Origin of the sequence: Bacillus sp. SA1-12, assembly GCF_000981385.1 — a bacterium.
GTDB lineage: Bacteria > Bacillota > Bacilli > Bacillales > Bacillaceae > Metabacillus.
In genome coordinates, this window is record NZ_LATZ01000132.1 from 52,446 (window position 1) to 72,703 (window position 20,258).

Here is a 20,258-nt window from a genome sequence, read left to right on the forward strand (position 1 = left end):
CATATTTACCACTAATACATCTATATCAGTTTTTTTGAACTGCTCTATGTTCCTGCCTCTGAATAAATTTCAAAGCATAATGTGTCCCAGCAATATAGATACCCATGATCGATAGATGGTCAAGTATAAATCTTATGGCAGAATCATCGTTGAACCAACCAAATGGGTTGTAAATAAATAGCTTAGAGCCCATTTCTCCCTCGAAGGAAGAATGCACCCCGTAGGCAACAATTAATACCGCCAACATACGCAGCGCAAGGGTGCGAATTCGGCTAGTACCGGTAATTCCCGTCATCCTCCGTACTGAATTGATCATGATTCCCCATGATAATCCTATGTGTACTGCCATGATGATAAATCCCCAATAGGCTGACTGAACATGTATTTGCCGGAAGATCATGTCATTATTAACAGGTATAAAGGGAAATAGATCACTAGAAATTAGTATTCCGCATATCATCATGACAACCATTGCTACAAGAAAAAGCAGATTGAGTCCGATTTGCAGTATTCGCCGGAAATTATGCTTTCCCTTTAAAATCACTTTATACCAACGTCGATTTAAGTAATTATGGATGATAAATAATACAAGCACCACAACTCCAATGACTTCATGAATCATCGTTCCTGTAATATAGTAAGCCATTGCTATTAACATAAGAACTGTCATAACAAGATCATTAACCAGCTTGAATAACATCTTTCGATTCAACATATACTCCTCTTTCTATTTAATTTACTCACTGGAGTGTTTCCTTAGTGGACGTGCAACTAATCTTTACAAGTAACACATTCATTAGCTTTTATCTTGTTGTAAATACATTGTTAAAAGAACGTCTTGGATAATTCCCGCTTTTTCCTCATCACCTATTAATCTACTTTCTTCTTTATTAACATCCTTAGACTCATTTTTATGAGCAGATATTTCACTTACCTTCCAGTCCTCTGTATGGTTAGCAGCAACTTGGTCTTCTGCCCTCCTGTTATTTGATTGCGAAATTTCCCCTAAATCAAATTCTTTCATTTGATCCATCGAGTTCATGTAATCATCCCTTTCCTGATTCGCATGACAGGTAAAGCAACGACCAATATTATCTTCTCTCACTTCTTTTTCAGGATTAAATGCCTGGTATTCCCATTCTCCATTACGTTCTTCTGGCGAGTATTGAGAACCCCATCCTGCACGCTTTTCCATCACTAAATATTGGTCAAGCTCTCCATCCTTATAACCTACAAGAGTAATAACAGTGCCGCTCGGAAGCTCCTCTCCATTCTGTGCTGCTTCTATTGCTTCCCTGCTATTTACATAAATATCTTCATGAATATCTCCTCGATCATATGTGGCAAACACAATTCCTTCTTCAAGGTCTTCAGGAAATTTTACAAGATGAGCCCCAGAACCAATCTCAGCGAATTCTTGATTCTGTTGAGAAGTCTCCTCAGGATTCTGTTGGGAAGTTTCCATCGTTTCATTTTCTTTGTTTGAGCAAGCAGTAAGGATGAGGGCCAGCAGCAATGCAAGAATCTGAATTAATCGTTTTTTCATAATATTTCTACCTCCAAGGCAATATAGTTTCTAGAGTGATGAATTAGAGTGATGAATTCAATAATATCTTTATTTGGATTCGTAACTGAACGAACTAGATCGTTATTTAAAATACCTCCTGCTCTTTGAACCATGTTTCTTTCTTAAATGTTGTTACTCCAGCTATCAGACAGACAATTTCAAAAGGAACACGACATATATTTGAGTTGAATATAACTAACAAATCGTATTTATTTTTTTTTGAGAATTATGATAGAACTCACTTTATTACAGATTACGTAGTTTGAATTAGAAGGATATTATAGAAAGATTAAAAAATGATTAGAAATTTTGGCCATAACCTAAAGAAAACTCGCCGATTGGCGAGTCTCAAAGGCAAAGCGTGATGAGTAGTTGCCCTTATACTTTATACTTAAAAAATAGCCACTACGTCGAATTCTCTTCATTGCTGCTATTTTATGCTTTCTAAAGTGTAAAAAGGAAGAGCCCTATTCTGGACTCTTCCGTTACAAGTTAACCATGATCTAATACTCTCTCTACAGTTCCTATATACTATGCTCCCATTCATTTTAATACGTTTTAAGTACAAAATTTTACTATTAAAAACCTATCCTACTTTCCCATAATATAGATTACCCGCTCATTCTTTTACCGCAACTTTAATACCCCTACGTTAGAATTTGCAGCATAAGAGAGATTGTTTACATATTCTTTAATGTTTATAGCGGTGAAAAATCACTGTAAAAATTTTGAGTATAATAAGGCTGTGATTCGTTATTAAATGCCACTCCAACCCCTAAATATTCATAACTTTCCTGAAGAATGTTTTTTCTATGACCTAAAGAATTCATTAGTCCCTCGTGGGCAAATATGCTGCTGAACTGACCATATGCGAGGTTTTCACCTGCCGTTTGAAAGCGAATATTGTCCTCCTTCATGCGATCAAATGGCGATTGTCCTTGTAAATTAGTATGGTCAAAATAATTATTTTTTGACATGTCCAAGCTGTGATCCCGAGCAGTTTCTCTCACATGATCATCCCATGTTAAAATTGGAAGATCGTGATTTTTTCTTGAAGCATTTGTCAGGTCAAACATCTGATATTCAAAGCCTTCTTTTAATTCCTCGCTTGATTTTGTATATAGAACGCTTTTATTTTGTTCTAGTTTTTCATCAATAATTTGAATAGCAGTTACCGTATTATTTTCATGTTTATCATAAAAAATCGTCACATAGCTGTTGTCGACCTGGAATACATCATATTCTCCATTATTCCTAATCTCATAGTTGATCATCCCTTTTCTCATAATTGATTCAGGTGTACCAAGTTTCTCCTGAACCAATTGCTTAGGACTATCCTGCTCGATGCCTGTTGAAGAGGCAATCAAATCTTGATTGGAATATAGGCCGCGGACAATATTATTTTCATCATAAGCAATCATGATAAAATTTTGATAGGTTTCATGATAGGTTTCCCAGCTTACACCATATTCATTTATTGAAATCCGCTTAGGCTTACCGATTTTCTGCTCAACAACAGTTCTTGCTTGGCCTAATTCAATATTATGAATTGAAAAGGTATGATCTATAGGAGCAGTTAATGTTGGTGTTTCTATGTTTGAATCGTTTGATTTTGACGGGCGTTCCTCAAACGAAGTAATCAGTGAATTCAGTTGCTGATTTAGCGTTTCCATGACAAATTTAATATCAGAATTCTCATTTACTGAAGACATTGTAGAAAGGATCGAATCTTTTAGCGATAAAGGAACAAATTGTTGAACTGACTCTTCCCATAACGGCTTTGATCCATAACCGATTACCACCATTATTATTAATAGAATAAACCGTTTCAAAACTACACCTCCGATTCTGAAATTTTTCAAACGAGACTATGGGCTAAGGCGGGATCATGATCCCTTAATTCTCAAAGTTCTCCTTATAAACAGCAAAAATTTAAATAGAGAACTTATAGTTAATCATGCCGCTTGGTTACTTCTTATCATTTTATTGATTTACTTTTCTGCTAACTGGTGATAAAACAAAGTAAGTGAAATTAGTTAGTGTATACACATTTTATCCGAAATCTCTGTATCTTAAAATCCAATTCTCAACTTTATTCTTTTCACATCTCTATTCCTCTTAAACGAAATAACCGTTTTTCTTGTATCCAATTCCTGTTATTCAGTCTTCAATTGTGAAGAAGTACATTTTTTCACCATTAATAAAATGGCAGCATCTAGTTCCTCAGATATTTTGAGTGTTTGAGGGTTATTTAATCCCTTAATCATTGCTGAACGGATCAGTTGTTTACGTTTTTGTTCAATTTCTATATTGTCTTTAAATGGATGGATTAGTTTAAATGATTCTGTTTTTTTCACAATTTCTTTTTTCCTCCGAAGAATAGGTAAGTAAATTTCTATCCTACTAGTCTAGGTTATCTTATCAGGTTACGAGTCTGTTATCATTTCATAATGATTATGGTTTACAACCGTTAAAGTGCTAGGTGATTCTATTTTATCAGCATCTTCCTGGCTTATTTCCAGGATTGCAGACCGGTCTAATACTTTAATGATCTTCCCTTTTACTTTTTGGTTATTTCTTATAAAGAATACTTCTAGGCCCACAAGACATTCACTCATTTTTTATTATCTTCCTTTTTTTAAATTTTTTGTTAAATAATATATTCTATACTCCTTTAGGTATATATAAAGGTGACTAATATGCTAGGTTAAATAAATACAAAAAGTACCATATATCTGAATAGGATTATTCCTAATTCTTTTTGATGCATTTTTTTCTTTTATAGATCAAAACTTTAGCCTTCCTATCATATCTACTCATTCATACATGAGGCATGCATATCTCACATTTCCTCTTCTGATTTCATATTTAAGTGTAATCCTGATTTCCAAACCAATTTTTTTGGTTGCTGTTAAATACCATATACAAGGTTGACTTTATTTTATACTTTAAATCGGTTTACTAAATAAAGTCACTCTTGGTTTTGACTGAAGTAACCACCTGCTAAAAACTAAATAAAAATGTTAATGTCTGTGCATCCTCCTTTATAGAAGCTTAACTTCATATTAAGTAATATAGGTTAGAATGAAATGATAGAAAGATTAAAAAATGATTAGATTTTTGTCCGTAATCAAAAAGGAAGATCCCTACCTCTTCTTAAGCCGTTCTCCTTTGGGTGCCCTTATAAGAAAAAGGATCTAAAACAAATATAAAAGCAGTGGATTTGGTAGGACGAATGATGATTTCACTTATTGCAACTGTATCAGGTGTGCTTATCGCATAAGCTACTGCATCCGCTACATCACTTGATTTTAAACCGATATCACACTGAAGATTCTCCACCCATTTACGTCTTTCAGGGTCATTAATGGTTGTATGGAGCTCAGTATCAACCGTTCCTGGAGAGATAAGCGTGCTGCGGATATTATTTTCACGTTCCTCTTGTCGTAGACCTTCCATGATGGCGCGAACAGCAAACTTAGTCCCGCAATAAACAGCACCTTGTTGAAAAACAACATGTCCAGCAACGGAATCAGTCGACAATCTGACCAGATTGTTGTTTTTTCATGATAGGTAAAACAGCAGCGATCCCATTTAAAACACCCATGATATTGACGTCTAACATTTGACGCCATTCATCAAAGCGTTTTTCTGATAGGCGAGCAGTTGGCATGACTCCTGCATTATTAAAGAGGACATCTACACGGCCATATTTTTCAACTGCTAAATCGACAACTGCTTGTACTTCTTCTTCTTTCGTGACATCTGCAATAGCATATGATATATCAGCGTTTGGCAATGATTCAACAAGAGCTTTCAGGCGATTTTTACGACGAGCTGCAATAACTATTTTTGCACCTTCCTCTGCCAGTTTCTTAGTGGTTGCCTCACCAATACCACTTGAAGCACCCATTATAACAACCACTTTACCTTGAATATTTGTCATACTTCATATCATCCCCTTATGATTCTTTTTAAACAATCCACTGGAAACTTGATGAAATACCTTGAAATTACTCTACAAGAAAACCATTATTGATTGATTAATCAACATTTGTTTGTAATTATAAAAAGAATAGATAAGCTTTCAATAGTTAAAAGAACGCAATATGTTGTATAATCAACAATTCCATAAAAATTGTTGATTATTTGTAAGGGTTTTAGCGATGACCTTTCATTTCCTGTTGCCATTACGTATGTAAGATTAGTGGAATAGCAGTAAAAAAATGGAATGCCATGCCCGCTTCTTTCCTAGTCTGAAAATGTAGTGGATTTGTTTTAGAGGGTTTATATAGTTACCCACTATACAAAATTCCCCTTAAATTTTCGAAGAAAAAGTAAGGAAGTTGTCTTTATATTCGTATAGTTGTTTTCTTCTCGAAAAAACAGCGGTAAACATTTTCCGTTCACCGCTGTTTTTATTGCATATTGATAATCTTTTATCCAACTTCAAGACAAATACAAGCTTAATTTCTCTGTAAAGTTCGGTTTTTAGCTTGGGATTTTTGGGCGTTTTCCTTCTTGAAGATCGTTGATTGTTAAGCCAAAATCCATTTGGAGGTGAGGATAATCTTTAAATCCGTGCCAGTCTCCTCCCCATTGAAAGCCCAGTTCCTTTGCAACTTCTGCAACCTCAAACCAGTCTGATTGACCATTTCCATTCCCATCATATTCAATATCCCAAATCACATTACCATTCTCAAGCTGAAGAGCAAAATCGACTGCAAGGCCAAAGTTGTGATACGATTCTCCTCCCTCCAAATGAGTAACTACTTTTCCGGGAGTTTTTCTGCCCTTATCATAAAGCTTGTCTTGCTCCTCGAACGAGCGGTAATCATCTGTGATTAGGATCGTAATCTCTTTTTCTGCTGTTTTTTCTTTTAAAATCTCTACTTTCTCAGCTACCATTGGATGCAGCTCATTTGGCAGAGTCTCTGTATTTACTTCGTATTCAACCTCGTCTACTGAGCCAGGATAGTCCTTAATGAATAAGAAAGATTGATAGATAACAAGCGCAAAGAGGAATAACAGAAATAATTTTAGTTGTCTTTTCACAAGTTGTTGCCTCACTCCTACTTAAGTTTTTTCGACAAAATCTACTAATAGTTTAACGTGAAAACGACATAAATTGCACGAATTTAATCTTCAGAAAAACAAACTTTCATTTTATTAAGAATAGGTATGTGATTCCTTCATATTTAACAATGGTATACTCATTTCTCGCTGTTATCATATAAAAATGTATAATTTCAGCTCCCATGTTAAACAATAGTTCTCTGTTCAATCTTTTACATCTATTTTTATTTAAATGGTAAAGGGACGGGAAATCACTATTAAAGTTTTCAGTATAATATGGAAGTGAATCGTTAGTAAATTTTTTATTTGAAAGCCTCCTCCGCACTCTTTTTCAGGTATATTAATATTCTAGAATAGAAATATTCTTAAATTATTTACTTCATTTTAGATGTTAGCCGAGACATTTTATTTTCTGTCAAGCATTCTAAATTAGAAGAAAAATATAGACATATTAGAAAATGGTTTGAATTTTAAGAAAATAAAAAAGGAAGAGCCCTATGTGTTCTAGCCTCTTCCTCCACTGTTTAGATTCTTACCATATACTAACTCTACATTGCTTTCATCATTTCGATCTTATTGTCTGTAACCACCTGTCTATCCTACTAATATTGATCAAATGTAGTACATTAACTGGCCTTCTCAATTTCTTTTTGTTGATCTTTCATTCTCTTAGCTAGAAACAGGAAAGCAGAAAGACATAACCCTGCTCCAATACCCATAGTTAAATTAGTGAAAATAGTCATTAAAAAGGTAATCATTAAAATCAATGAATGTCCTGATCTTTCCTTTATGACACTGGAAAATTGCTCTTTTTTGCTGATATGCCATGCAACTACCATCAAAACCGGAGCTATGCTAGCAAGCGCAACATGTGAAGCATAGGGGGCAAGTAATAATAATACCAATAAAACGAATAAAGCATGCGATATTCCTGCAATAGGCGAAGAAGCACCATTTTTGATATTTGTTACAGTTCGTGCTACCTCCCCTGCCGCAGGAATGCCATAAAATAAAGGTGTAACCATGTTTACGATACCTTGACCAATTAGCTCTTTTTTACTGTTATGCCTTGATTGAGTCATTTCATCCCCAACCCGAGCGGTTAATAAAGATTGCAGGCCCACAAGCATTGCAATAACAAAGGAAGATGGAAAGAGTACTAGGATTTTTGCAATGGTCACCTCGGGAAAATGAGGTCTTGGAAATTGATTGGGGATTTGCCCATAAATCGAACCGATCGTTTCAATTTGATTCGGAAAAAGAAATGACGAAACTAGACTTGAAGCTAGAATTCCCAGCAAATAGGAAATCCCTCCGATTTTAGGAAAAAAACGTGGTAAAGTCAAAATAATCAGCAAACAAAAAAGTGCAGTGATGATACTATAGATTCCGACCAGGTCAATATTTTCAATTATTTCCTTTAAATGTAAATGGAAGTATTCATGTTTCTCTATATGATGCAGCCCTAAAAAGTTTGGGATTTGACTACTGAAAATAATGACCGCTATACCAGACTGAAAACCAATAATGATTGACTTAGGAAAAAATTCGATTAAACTTCCAACATTGAATAGTGCAAAGATGATCAGTAAAATCCCAGCCATAAACCCGGCAATTAATAGGTTTTCAAATCCGTACTGCAAAACAATCCCTAGTAAAACCGGAACAAACGCACCGGTAGGCCCTCCGATTTGAAACCTGGAACCTCCTAAGATGGCAATCAACAATCCTGCGACAATAGTTGAATAAAGTCCCGAAACAGGAGTTGTACCGGATGCAATAGCAAACCCTAGCCCTAAAGGAATAGCGATGATACCGACAACAATTCCTGAAAGCAAATCCTTTTTTAGGTTATCAATAGAATAATCTCTAAACGCTTCTAAATTCATAAACGTACATCTCCTCCCATTTGAAGAATTAAAAAAGTTTGTATGCCAAATAAAGCTGAATTGAGTTGTTACCCCAATTGGATCCGTATTTCTCCTTTCTAAACTTTGGACTTTCTTCGACAATTAAAAGAATTTATCTAAATATCCTACAAAAAGCTATTTAAAGATGTTGATTTCTGTACACCTCCTTTTTAATAGCTTAATTTCATATTAAGTTTTCAAAGTTAGAAGAAAATGATAGAAATATTAGAAAATAGTGAGAATTCAGTTAGAAAATACCAGAAAAGTGCAAGCCCTCTTTCAGACCAGACGAGTATAAGACAATTATTATAGGAAGACGCTCATTGCCTTCAATTCTAAATAGGCTACACCCTAGTGGTCCTTGGTGCTGGATGTCAAAGTGTTTATCCACAATTCAATCATTTTTAAACGAAAAAAAGGAAGAGCCCTATGATTTCTGGGCTCTTCCTTTTTCTTTTAAAACTGTGCGTAAACTCAACTCTTTTTTGCATTCATTATTTTAACTGAACAATCGGAAGTTTTACCTTTGACCAGTTTTCCATCCCCTTTTTCTCCAGAAGAAAAAGAGGCTATCCCTTCGTTTTTAATGTGTACTACATTTTCAGATGCTACATTCTCCAATTGATTTAAATACAAGATTTCCCCCGAATAAGCATCTACTTTTAACGTGTATTCACGATCCTGACCGTGTAAATTTACTACATACATTTTATTTTTCTCGTTTTTACTAAGCTTTATATCCCTGATGTCTCCTAGGTATTTTGTTTGGATATTTCTTTTTATTTCTACAGCACTCAGGATTTCGCTGTCTCTATCTGCAAAAATATATTGAACTTCGGCAATGATAAAACCAACGATTAGAAAGCTAAAAAGACAAATAATTTTTATGGGGTTCATACGATTTCTCCTAACAAGAGAGTTTTTCTTTAAAAAAGGACATTTTCCCTTAAAAACAATAAAAATCAATAAGATGCCATAGGTAAAGCAACAGTAAAACTTGTTCCTTCATTTTCCTTGCTTACGACATTTATGTTTCCACCATGGGAATCTACAATCTGTTTTGCGATCGATAAACCTAGCCCCGTCCCGCCAGTTTCCCGATTTCTTGCTTTATCAACCCGATAAAAGCGATCAAATATATGAGTGATATCTTCTTTCGGTATGCCGATGCCATGATCCTTCACAGTGAAAAAAGCGTGACCTTTCTCATATCCAACATTTATCTCAATAGGTGATGCACTATACTTTAATGCATTATCAAGCAAGATAAACAATAGTTGCTTCATTTTTTGCTTATCTGCTTTTGCTATAACTCTATCGAATGGAGTGTATACAGAAATGTGCTGACCATACGTATTTTTCATCAGTTTGCTTGTCTCTTTACTAAGTGAAACAAGGTCCACCTCTCTTATATCCAAATTCCATTCTGCATCATGATTTGCAAGCATAAGCATTTGCTTTGTCATTTCTTGCATTCTAATAGCTTCTGAATAGATTGCTTCCACAGATTCTACTAATAAAGTCTGATCTTTTATCCCCCATCGTTTCAGCATACTTGCATTACTTTCAATAACAGTTAAGGGTGTTTTTAATTCATGGGAGGCATCTGAAACGAATTGCTGCTGTTTTTCAAAGTTTCTTGCTAAGATATCCATCATCTTATTAAACGTACTACCTAATTTGTATAATTCATCTTTTGATTGTGTTTTTAACTCAAGCTTTTTAAAGATGCTTTTTCGTTGAATTTCCTCCATCGTTTCAATCATAGAATTAATGGGTTTTAAAATGATGTCGCTTAGCATTCTGCCTGCTAAAAATGAAGGAATCAGAACGATTAGGGAAGCGACAATTAACACAAGCTTCAAGATTTTTAAGCTTTCATAAGAGGATGCCAAACTTGCTGTAACTTCCAACATCATAATATTTCCGTCGTGCCAGATGATTGGAAACCTCGAAACAGCATACCGAATCCCAGCAACTGATTTCAATTCAACTGACTGTGAATTGTTAAAACTTGATTTATATTCTGTAAACACCGATTCCTTTGTAATCGTTATGATGGAATGGGAATCTTCATTCACAACACGTATCATTCCATTCAATGGTAACCGAGAAGTCAAAATATCATGTATTCTGCTATCATTCGTAACAGGTTTCAATTCGCCAGCAATATTTTCAGCCTGTAAACGAACATGATTTAATTTATCGTTCGTCGTAATTGAGTAAAATAAATAATATATGGATGTATTAATCACAATGCTAATCAAAAGCACCGAAACAGTTAAATACATATGGATTTTCTTTCGGATATTCATAAAATATTACTCCTTTATGACATATCCAATTCCACGCACTGTATGGATAAGTGGAGAATGAAAGGAATCATCAATTTTCTTACGCAAGTATCTAATATATACATCTACAACGTTTGTCTCTCCATAGTAATCAAAGCCCCAAACATGTGTTAAAATCTGCTCACGGTTTAATACTTGATTTTGATTGTGTATTAGATAAACAAGTAAATCGAATTCTCTGGGGGTTAGTTCAATATTTATGCAATTACGTGTTACTATTCGTGTTTTTTTATCAACTTTCAAATCAGAAATAGATAAAAGTTTATTGTCCACTTTTTGTTCCATCATTTGATTTATTCGTAAACAAGCTCTAATTCTCGCCAACAGCTCTTCAATCTGGAACGGCTTTGTAATATAATCGTTGGCACCATGATCTAGCCCGCTCACTTTATCAGGGATGGAATCCCTTGCTGTTAATAAAATGATTGGAGTCATGTCCCCTGTCGCTCTAATTCTCCTAAGAACTTCCATTCCGTTTAACTTAGGTATCATTATATCTAGTAACACAAGGTTCCATTGTTCATTATTAAATTTTTCAAGTGCTGCTATACCGTTTTCGGCTATTTCAACCTTGTATCCTTCATGTTCAAGTTCTAATCTAATGATTCTCGCAATATTTGCTTCATCTTCAATAATTAATACTTTTTTAGGTTCGGTTTCAAAATCTACTATCATTTTCTTTGAAATAGTAAGATCTATTGAATTTGACATGTATATTCCTCCTTTCTTTTTTAATTCCTAAGATTTAGCTATATTTTCTAACTTTAATAGGTTAATATTTTGAAAATTCTTCTTAATTAGGAACAAAATGCTGTTTAAATACTTTTTACAAAAGGAGAATAGTACTTCAAGTAAATGTTAAGAAAAAATGATGTCCAGTCAGTAATCTGGATGACTCTTTTTCCTACTAGATTGTGGTTTCTTTTTCTTAGTGGAGAATAAAACTTAATTATTGAATAATCAACATCTGTCTATAATTATAAAAAGAATCAATATGCTTGCAATCGTCAAAAATAGAAAATTTGTTGATTAGTGAACATATTAATCAATTTTGTTAATTAACTTTAAGAAAATTGGCTAAAGTAGGTAGAGAATGACTAATAACCAAAAAACAATAAAGTGAGACTTTCATCAGTGGAGGTTATCTTCATCCCCCACTGATGGTTAGCGAAACTTATCAAGCTTAGAAGACGCCACATCCTGTGGCTTGCGCCTGACTCGGACGTCCTGTCCTTCGACGGATCTTTACGGGCAGTTATCTCCCACTTATCTTTTTTGTTTCTCTCGAATCTTTATGTGGAGGTCTTACTGCCCGTTAAGAATGGGATAAAAAAACTATTATCATACTAAAGTCCGAAAAATGGTGATATTATGATGAAAGTATTTCCAACTGTATGTTAACTAAAGATCTATCTACCTTCATTAAATGGATAAATATGATCTAATTTTTCATCATAAATGATCCAGAAACTCTTCTTTCAAGTATGCGTTTATTTGCTAACATTTCTATCCTAAATAGCGTATGGAAATCTATTCAGACAAAAAAGAGTGCATCCTGAAAAAATATGCGGGATTCACACAGCCGTTTCACTCAAAGTACCATTGACCCCTACTGACTGTCGCGATGGCCTTAAGCCGAGGGTCAATCTGCGCAGCGCTGATCGCATACCCGCGAAAGATAAGATAGCAGACTCATTCACACGAAAATTCGGATAATCAGAACATCTTCTTCAGTGATATAAGCCACCATATTGCCTCCTCTGTTATTTATTCTAGCGTGCTTTTCGCGTATAGCAAATGCTTATATCTTATATCAAGATATGCTTGATGAGCATTTCTAAAACATTTATAAACTGGCATAATGGTTTGGAAACAATGCAAACTGTTAGGACCATGAATTTTCATCTCAAATACAATTTCATTACAAAGAGGGCATAATTTTTTAAATACGGACCAACTATTTTCTAGCTTAGTAATTTCTACATTCTCTTCTTACCATAAAGCAAGTGGCTGTTTCATGCTAGGTTTTGGATAGATTGAGTCTAATTGCTCTAAATCTTGCTGTGTTAATTGAATCTTAGCTGCTTTCACATTATCTAACACGTGAGCGGTATTACTAGATTGTGGTATAGCAATTGTTTAACCATTTCGAATACACCATGCTAATAAAACTTGAAATCTATCTGAATGATGTTTATCAGCAATTTCCTTTAAAACTTTTTGTTTAGTTAGATTAGTACCCAAGCTATCACCCCTAGCAACTGGGGCATAGGCGATTCCGAGTTTCTTTCCTCCTGCAAAATCGCTAAAATTCACAGTTGTCGGGAGTTTAATAATACATGATCGAGTAACTGGGTTGTCTTCTATTACTGCAACTAATTCCTGATCGCCAATTTTTATTTTTTTCCTAATTCCTTCCACATCACTCTTCTCCCCTGCTTGATTTGTTTCGTTCGCAAGGCATAAAACTTTCCCCTTATGGTAGTGACAGACAAATAAATGCCGAATATGGATTTCTATTAAACAAAATGTGAATCCCGACCAGATAGGCGGGATTCACACAGTGGGTTCACTCATAGGACTATTGGCACACAAAGCTCTCTACTCTCTTCCAACACAAGCCTTATCTTTTCTTCAGATTTTCTTTGAAGAAGGACTCGAGCTTGTCAAAGGGTATTAAATTCACCCGGTCGTACAGATCCACATGACCTGCACCCGGAACAATGTAGAGTTCCTTCTGTTCGCCTGCTAGCTTGTAGGCGTCTTCGCTGAACTCTCTGGAATGAGCGTTTTCACCCGCGATGAAAAGCATGGGACTAGAAATCGTCTTTATGTCTTCGAACGGGTAGAAATTCATGAACTTGACGTTACTGGTCAGCGTCGGGTGTGTCGTGAGTTCAGGTGACGAGCCCTTGGGAGTGAATTCACCTCTTGGAGTGCGGTAGAAGTCATAAAACTCACGCTCAATGGCGGTAGAGTTTTCATTCAGTTCATGTACTGCCCCGCTGGTGTATTTGGTTTCACCGCCCGTGAACTCCACATAGCGTTGCTCTGCTGCCTCTGCAATGATCTTCTTTCTTTGCTCAAGTGTCAGGGAATCTTTAATCCCATTACGGTTGGCAGCGCCCATGTCGTACATACTGACTGTCGCAATGGCTTTCATGCGCGGGTCGATCTTGGCTGCGCTGATGGCAAAGCCCCCACTGCCACAAATCCCGAGAACACCAATCCGATCCCTGTCAACAAACGACCTGGTGCCTAGAAAATCCACTGCAGCACTGAAATCCTCGGCATAGATATCCGGCGAAACAGCGTTGCGAGGCTGACCCTCACTCTCTCCCCAGAAAGACAAATCCAAGGACAAAGTAACGAATCCCCGTTCAGCCATTTTCTGGGCATACAGATTCGAACTTTGTTCTTTTACTGCGCCCATTGGATGCCCGACAATGATCGCGGGATTTTCGGTGTTCTTCTTCAAACCTTTGGGAATATAAAGATTCCCTACAACATTCATGTTGTATTGGTTATTAAACTCAACCTTCTTCATGGTTACCTTATTGCTCTTGTAAAAATTGTCTGCTCCATTGGACATGTCCGGCGTGTATGTATTGTCAACGCCTGTCTTTGATGCAGCACCAACTCCTGTCGTAGATAAAACTAAGCCAAGTCCCATCACTGCGAGAATCTGAAAACCACGCTTGATAATAGATTTTTTTTGCACGTTAAATCCCTCCAATGTTTTTGCTGATGTTATTTCTATTCTGTTATGTTCTCTTTGAGTTGCATTAACCCCCTTTCTTTGTGAACATCACCACATTAATCCATTTAAATTAAAAAAAAATAATAAAACGATTAGAAATTAATTAGAATTCTGTAACAAATAAAAAAGGGAAATCCAAATGAATTTGGTTTCCCTCTCTTAAACGAGTAGTTTAAGTACAATTCTTCATAAGAAAAGATTCTACTATCTGTTGAGACAATGTGAAATCTACAATCTCTTTTCCATATAATCAACAACTTCTCTTCATTTGTTTAATAAACAACAAATTGTGTTCATCTATCCATTGAAATCATCCTGCTACTTTTTATAATTATAGACAGATGTTGATTAATAAACAATGTATGATTTTTTATGATGAATGAAAGTGAAATGACATATTTATGAGTAAACGCAATAATCTATTGATCATCATAATGAGCTTAGGAGTTTTCGGTATCATAAATACTGAAATGGGGGTTATTGGAATATTACCTACTCTTGCTGAACATTATGACGACAGTGTATCTCAAGCAAGTTTGCTGGTGAGTCTATTTGCACTTGCTGTTGCAATAGCCGGACCAACTATGCCTCTAATGTTTTCTCGTATAAATCGGAAAAAAGTAATGTTACTCGTTCTTGATATTTTTGTTTCGGCAAACATTGTCCCCATCTTCACAACTAATTTTTGATTTCGCTAATAAGTTATTTTTAACATCGGCTAACCTTGGAACAACAATCGGTGCGGCAGTCAGTTGGCGGATTATTTATTGCTGAAATGGGTACACAATACGTGGTATTCGTGGGAATACTATCATTGATATTTAGTTCGATAACTATTTTTCTAAGAAACTACATGATTACTCCTTCACAACAACTTTCTAGATAAGAAATTAGATCAAGATTCTATAAAGTTATTTTTAATTTTCCTCAATGTAAAAAAAAGGATAGGTATGACAACTACCTGTCCTTTTTTTAAAATTGTTCATTTTATTTCCTTCGCACCTATAAATAAGTGTACTTGTTCGTGTTATTTTTATTAAATGGTATTAGAAATAACTATACAATCCTCTCTAGCAAGTCCCCTACTTTTTCAGCCATAACACGTGGTGGATAAGGCATTCCATTCTTTAACCACCATTCAACGACCCCTACATAAGCATTTGCAACAAATTCAACAATGATCTCTTCATTTTGACCGAAATTTTTTCCTTTTGTTATGTCAACATCTTTCTTGAACTCTTCGATATTAAATTTAAGAAATCTATTACGAAAGTATGGAGCTCCTTCACTTGCTAACATGGTCGAAAAGAATAGATAATTACTCTCGAAGTATTCCATACAGTGCACAGTCGATTCGATAAAATCCATTTCAGTTGCCGACTCGCAAAAATTACTCATGTTGTTAATATGCTCTTCCATGATCTTATCTAATAAATCATATTTATCTAAATAATGAAGATAGATGGTTCCTCTATTAACATTTGCCCTGTCAGAAATATCCTGAATGGTAATGTTATCAAAGCTTTTTTCAGACATCAGTTCAATAAGAGCCTTTTTAATAGCTTCTTGGCTTTTGGTTACTCTTCTATCTATATTCGGCAATGTTTGTTCACCAGACTTTCCTAAAGATATTTAATATGATGAGGAATAAACAAATCGCATTCAATTATCATTGTTGGTATGATATTTTTTATTAAAATTATAAACAGATGTTGGTTAATCAATCAATGATGGTTTTTATTACTAAGCGAAATCAGAGCCTAACATTATAGTTGCAAATGACTTGTTTTCAATACAAATAAAAGAAAAGGTGTTACATATTATGTCAAATAGCCAAGATAAAATTGTTGTTATTATGGGTGAATCAAATGGAATTAGCGAAGCAACAGAATAGTTATTTCCGGATTATTCCATTTATCTATTAATCTCTTTTAAATCTTTAAAAAAGATTTTGTAAGATTTATCTTTTTATCATAAAAAAAACGTTCCTTACTATTATGTAAGAAACGTAGCCAATTTATCTTTTCCCGTCATTTTTCTTCGACTGAAGTCTTGATTCATTTAAGTATGAAGTCTTCCCATCAGCCATGGCCGTTGTCGATATGGACCAATTGGGATTTGGATTAAGCTTGTTTTTCCAAGTGAACCCAAGTTGTAAAGTTGATCACTTAAGTTCACATCAAAACCGAGGAGCGGGTGACCTCCCATTTCAAGGGCTGATGCTGCTAATAATATTCTTTGGACCAGCATCCCTGCTTCCATTTGTTGAATTCGATATCCTCTGTAACCTAGTGAATCTTTAAAGTAATCCTTGTCACCGACAACATGCAGGGTGATCGGTACTTGCAGCAAATTTATATTACCTAAAGTCATTCCAGATTGCAGCATTTGCCGATGGTCTCCTGGATTCATCTGGCGTAATGCGTGCTCACTGTTGTCATAGTAATAAGCCCCATTAGGGATTCCTTCAATATTATACAAACATAAGAAAATAGAGACTCGCTGCTCATCGTTATATGCTTCCTCTAAGTCATTTCGATAACGGTAAGATGCTGTTGCCTCATTTAGAAGGTAAGCAATTTGTTGCAGATTTACTTTTCCCAATATGAAATCCATCTCAGGTGAAAATCGCTTTCGACAGCAGGACATGAAATCATATGAAAGTCGATTAACCAGGGGTAAAGGATACTTCTTGCCCTCAACAGTTCGAATCTCCTTCTCCTCTATCCATCGAAAAGATGTAGATTCGAGCATAGAAGCTTCATTCATTTTTAGTAACATCGGAAACTCTTTCATTTTCTTTGATCGAACGTAATGTTTAGGCTGAATAGGGGTTATTTCTGGTAATAAGTCAGCAGCTAAGACATTCTCGCCATTCCGGTTTCCTGACCAAATAGTTGGTTCTATTGTTATCGGGACGACAGCATACACGCTTTCTTCTTGTTCCGTAAGCCCTAGAAGATGGTTAATTGCACGATCGAGATATTGATAGTACACACCTGATGCAAATCCAAAACGCTTTGCTGCTTCTACTAACTGCCCCATCAGAACACCTGCATCCAACCCTTGCAGCCGGTAAGAAAAGTTATTGTACTTGAAAAAGTTTTTCCAAAACATCGTTGAGATAAAAACGGTTCCGAAACAAGATGTAAGATCACATCGGCATCCAAGTGCCCGTGTAAGATAATCATCAAAATTGCCTTCACGCAATAATACTAAGCGATGGTGTGAGACATCGAAATGATAAACCCCATCAGGTAAATCTTCAATTTTTAAATAGACGTATAATTCGTTTGGATACAACGCTCCACCCGATGGAGCAAACCTTCTATAGGATTGCATGACTTCCAGCTGTCTCTCGGGGGAATCCATCGGAAAAACAGATTGGCTATATTGGGTAATCCCATAAACATACCAAAGGAAGTGACCGATTTTTCGAAGATCCGGCTTATAGGGAACTTCCTGCCCATCCAGAGTTAGCGGTATATCCATAGAAAGCGGAACTTCAGGTAAATCACAGTAAAGTTTGTAAGGAAGCGGGCCATCTTCCCAATCCACTTCCCAGTTTGGAATGCTTGCCTTTTCAATGTCAAAATGTAAATTGTGCAAAAACTCATCAAGAATCATCCTTCCAGACTCCCTTCTTATGGAAACGGATGAGGAAGCGGATTAAGCTTTTCGCGTGTAAGTGGTTCTGACGTATACCCCAGTTCCATAGGAACCCGTAATAACCTCTCTAATCCTGATACGCGCTTTAAATGGTGTCCAAAGGTCATCGGCACCATCCCAGGAATCAACACCTTTACACAATGTAATCCGTTTTGTTTGATTTCCGGTGTTGACTGATCAATGACAATAACATCCAAGTTTACGTTCCGTAACGCTTGAAGAATATCCTGAAGATCATTTGTAAGGTCAGTGTGGTTCGACTTCCACTTGAATTCCTCGTTAAATGTTCTAATCGGCCGGTTATTTTTAAGTAAAAAATCCAGGCGCTCTTCTGCTTGTTGTAAGCCATACAACATGCCATGGTCATCCATCTGTTGTACTAAGGAAGAATCATCTAACATTCGCATATATTCCTCTTTGTTTGTCTCCAATTTCTCATCCAGTGTCAACATCATGCCAGCCAACTCATGAACAGCAGTTTTCACAGCCCGCACCGGATCCAAATGAGCCCCTGCTGCACAAATTAGATTCAACCCATTTTGCTTTCTGTTTTTTGCCAATGCTACAATGCTTGGAATTCCATGTTCCATTGTAGCGTTATATACATACAGGTCATATCCTGCAACTGCTTTCATCCGGTCAATCATCAACACTAGTTCTTCATCTTCAGCAGAGTATGGATCAAGACGAGGTAACGACAATTTTCCATACCAGGTCATTAGAAACGAATCTCGCTCGACCACCTCCATAATGCCGTAAAAAATAGCCTCCTCTAAACTTCCTCCTAATGCACATCCGTTCGACGTTTCATAGACAAATCCCCGTGACCCGCATCCCAAACTGTAATAGGCAAGCAGCTCTGGAACTAGAATCGGCTGCTTCTGTAAAAATGAATAACCCCATACCCAATTCATAGGACGGTCAGGATCAAATTTTTCAAAGGGGAAGCCTGTGCGTTGATACTGTTCTTCTTCATGTTCACCAACCAATTGAGGATTTAAGGCTTGATCTTTTATATTATGATAACAATCATATACCACTGACCGTTTGCCGCGGGGCTGGAGGCCGCAGTATCGTTCCAATCCTTCTAAAATGGCCGTTAATTCACTTACCGCATAGGAATTTGTACGTCCGGCTGTTCCTTCATCCCCCTCAAACATAGGTAAATTTACACTTACATCAGCAAATGGAGGCACGAGATTATACATCTTATCTTTAAGCATCCCTGTTCGAGAATCAACATAGTCTTTGTCCAGCACGTTTTTCAGATCATCTAATGAACGAGTTCGGTAACTATCTATGCTGACTTTAGGACTTTGCTGCAGGGAAATTCGGGCTAAATCCGCTGAATCATCAGGTATGGAACTACATACAGTACAAAGAGGGACTGGTTGAAAGGAATGCCATGAAATGTTCAATGTTTTTAGGTTAATGAAACCAAGCCTCTTCTCTGAGGAAGTCTGTTTCCCTTGTAGAAACCTTTTAACCTCTGCTTTGAGGAGATGAACCATTTGTAATAACCCGGTACGAGATGTCCAGGCTTCCTGTTGTGTTTTTCCAGAGGCCTCTAATTTTTTCTGCATCTGCCACATCTCGTTACGATGATTGCCTGCTAGGACGCGTCTGAGATCGGCACATTGAGAGCAACCTGAAATTCCAGGTTGAACTAAAGGCCCAATGATGCCTTCTCCAAATGATACAAAGCCTCGAAGCCATGGGGTGTTGCTTGCTCGAAACTCCTCTTCTGCACTTTGATGAATAGAAGGGTTCCATTCATCTTGCAGGACCAATGCCAAATCAATGGTTTCTGGTACGACTGAATCAAAATGAGTCTGGCGAACAATCAGATATTCTGAGGATAGTTCTGTACAAAAAAGATCTGCTAACAATCCCTCACCAACAACCAACAAATCAGCACTCAC

At 36.2% G+C, this 20,258-nt stretch carries 16 protein-coding genes and 2 pseudogenes; 1 reads left to right on the forward strand and 17 read right to left on the reverse strand.

Annotation, left to right across the window (positions count from 1 at the left end):
* Positions 1-25 precede the first annotated feature (25 nt).
* The 14 genes and pseudogenes from WQ54_RS28895 to WQ54_RS28955 form a co-directional block, all read right to left on the reverse strand.
* A complete protein-coding gene (locus WQ54_RS28895; protein WP_046589884.1) occupies positions 26-715 on the reverse strand; it encodes a DUF4405 domain-containing protein in 690 nt (229 codons plus the stop codon).
* 81 nt (positions 716-796) lie between these two features.
* On the reverse strand, positions 797-1,546 hold the full coding sequence (locus WQ54_RS32280; RefSeq protein ID WP_052738034.1) for a cytochrome P460 family protein: 750 nt from the start codon (positions 1,544-1,546) through the stop codon (positions 797-799).
* Between the two features lie 719 nt (positions 1,547-2,265).
* A complete protein-coding gene (locus WQ54_RS28905) occupies positions 2,266-3,399 on the reverse strand; it encodes a CAP domain-containing protein (RefSeq protein ID WP_046589885.1) in 1,134 nt (377 codons plus the stop codon).
* A 324-nt stretch (positions 3,400-3,723) separates the two neighbouring features.
* Complete coding sequence (locus tag WQ54_RS28910; protein ID WP_046589888.1) at positions 3,724-3,924, reverse strand: aspartyl-phosphate phosphatase Spo0E family protein; 201 nt, start codon at positions 3,922-3,924, stop codon at positions 3,724-3,726.
* Between the two features lie 69 nt (positions 3,925-3,993).
* The gene (locus WQ54_RS28915; protein WP_046589890.1) at positions 3,994-4,185 is read right to left on the reverse strand and encodes a DUF2187 family protein; all 192 of its coding nucleotides are present in this window, start codon (positions 4,183-4,185) and stop codon (positions 3,994-3,996) included.
* Positions 4,186-4,723: 538 nt separating this feature from the next.
* Positions 4,724-5,513, reverse strand: a pseudogene (locus WQ54_RS28920) (SDR family oxidoreductase).
* Positions 5,514-6,058: 545 nt separating this feature from the next.
* Positions 6,059-6,622 carry a M15 family metallopeptidase gene (locus WQ54_RS28925; RefSeq protein WP_231597688.1) on the reverse strand — a complete coding sequence of 188 codons (564 nt, stop codon included), beginning with the start codon at positions 6,620-6,622 and terminating at the stop codon, positions 6,059-6,061.
* A 647-nt stretch (positions 6,623-7,269) separates the two neighbouring features.
* Positions 7,270-8,532 carry a SulP family inorganic anion transporter gene (locus tag WQ54_RS28930; protein ID WP_046589893.1) on the reverse strand — a complete coding sequence of 421 codons (1,263 nt, stop codon included), beginning with the start codon at positions 8,530-8,532 and terminating at the stop codon, positions 7,270-7,272.
* A 495-nt stretch (positions 8,533-9,027) separates the two neighbouring features.
* The gene (locus WQ54_RS28935; RefSeq protein WP_046589895.1) at positions 9,028-9,450 is read right to left on the reverse strand and encodes a PepSY domain-containing protein; all 423 of its coding nucleotides are present in this window, start codon (positions 9,448-9,450) and stop codon (positions 9,028-9,030) included.
* 65 nt (positions 9,451-9,515) lie between these two features.
* Positions 9,516-10,868, reverse strand: coding sequence for an ATP-binding protein (locus WQ54_RS28940; RefSeq protein WP_046589897.1), 1,353 nt, complete (start codon positions 10,866-10,868; stop codon positions 9,516-9,518).
* Positions 10,869-10,874: 6 nt separating this feature from the next.
* Positions 10,875-11,582: a response regulator transcription factor gene (locus WQ54_RS28945; RefSeq protein ID WP_046589955.1), complete on the reverse strand. Its 708-nt coding sequence runs from the start codon at positions 11,580-11,582 to the stop codon at positions 10,875-10,877.
* A 1,317-nt stretch (positions 11,583-12,899) separates the two neighbouring features.
* Entirely contained in the window at positions 12,900-13,043 is a 144-nt protein-coding gene (locus WQ54_RS35775; protein WP_369094761.1) for a hypothetical protein, read from the reverse strand.
* A gap of 3 nt (positions 13,044-13,046) precedes the next feature.
* A complete protein-coding gene (locus tag WQ54_RS28950) occupies positions 13,047-13,328 on the reverse strand; it encodes a cyclophilin-like fold protein (protein WP_046589899.1) in 282 nt (93 codons plus the stop codon).
* 202 nt (positions 13,329-13,530) lie between these two features.
* Positions 13,531-14,628: an alpha/beta hydrolase gene (locus WQ54_RS28955; protein ID WP_231597690.1), complete on the reverse strand. Its 1,098-nt coding sequence runs from the start codon at positions 14,626-14,628 to the stop codon at positions 13,531-13,533.
* A gap of 440 nt (positions 14,629-15,068) precedes the next feature.
* On the opposite strand from WQ54_RS28955, the pseudogene WQ54_RS28960 reads away from it, so the two are divergent.
* Positions 15,069-15,353, forward strand: a pseudogene (locus WQ54_RS28960) (MFS transporter); the annotation flags it as partial.
* 370 nt (positions 15,354-15,723) lie between these two features.
* On the opposite strand, the gene WQ54_RS28965 reads toward WQ54_RS28960, so the two are convergent.
* The 3 genes from WQ54_RS28965 to WQ54_RS28975 all read right to left on the reverse strand — a co-directional run bounded on the left by WQ54_RS28965 (position 15,724) and on the right by WQ54_RS28975 (position 20,258).
* Positions 15,724-16,269 carry a TetR/AcrR family transcriptional regulator gene (locus WQ54_RS28965; protein ID WP_046589902.1) on the reverse strand — a complete coding sequence of 182 codons (546 nt, stop codon included), beginning with the start codon at positions 16,267-16,269 and terminating at the stop codon, positions 15,724-15,726.
* Positions 16,270-16,728: 459 nt separating this feature from the next.
* Positions 16,729-18,294 carry a SagB family peptide dehydrogenase gene (locus WQ54_RS28970; RefSeq protein WP_046589904.1) on the reverse strand — a complete coding sequence of 522 codons (1,566 nt, stop codon included), beginning with the start codon at positions 18,292-18,294 and terminating at the stop codon, positions 16,729-16,731.
* Between the two features lie 17 nt (positions 18,295-18,311).
* On the reverse strand, positions 18,312-20,258 hold the full coding sequence (locus tag WQ54_RS28975) for a TOMM precursor leader peptide-binding protein (protein WP_046589905.1): 1,947 nt from the start codon (positions 20,256-20,258) through the stop codon (positions 18,312-18,314).

What these genes read in the sequence shown, in the direction of transcription:
- WQ54_RS28935 (WP_046589895.1), bottom strand. Translation starts at nt 9,450, where the DNA reads ATGAACCCCATAAAAATTATTTGTCTTTTTAGCTTTCTAATCGTTGGT.
- WQ54_RS28895 (WP_046589884.1), bottom strand. Translation starts at nt 715, where the DNA reads ATGTTGAATCGAAAGATGTTATTCAAGCTGGTTAATGATCTTGTTATG.
- WQ54_RS28940 (WP_046589897.1), bottom strand. Translation starts at nt 10,868, where the DNA reads ATGAATATCCGAAAGAAAATCCATATGTATTTAACTGTTTCGGTGCTT.
- WQ54_RS32280 (WP_052738034.1), bottom strand. Translation starts at nt 1,546, where the DNA reads ATGAAAAAACGATTAATTCAGATTCTTGCATTGCTGCTGGCCCTCATC.
- WQ54_RS28945 (WP_046589955.1), bottom strand. Translation starts at nt 11,582, where the DNA reads ATGATAGTAGATTTTGAAACCGAACCTAAAAAAGTATTAATTATTGAA.
- WQ54_RS28915 (WP_046589890.1), bottom strand. Translation starts at nt 4,185, where the DNA reads ATGAGTGAATGTCTTGTGGGCCTAGAAGTATTCTTTATAAGAAATAAC.
- WQ54_RS28970 (WP_046589904.1), bottom strand. Translation starts at nt 18,294, where the DNA reads ATGATTCTTGATGAGTTTTTGCACAATTTACATTTTGACATTGAAAAG.
- WQ54_RS28930 (WP_046589893.1), bottom strand. Translation starts at nt 8,532, where the DNA reads ATGAATTTAGAAGCGTTTAGAGATTATTCTATTGATAACCTAAAAAAG.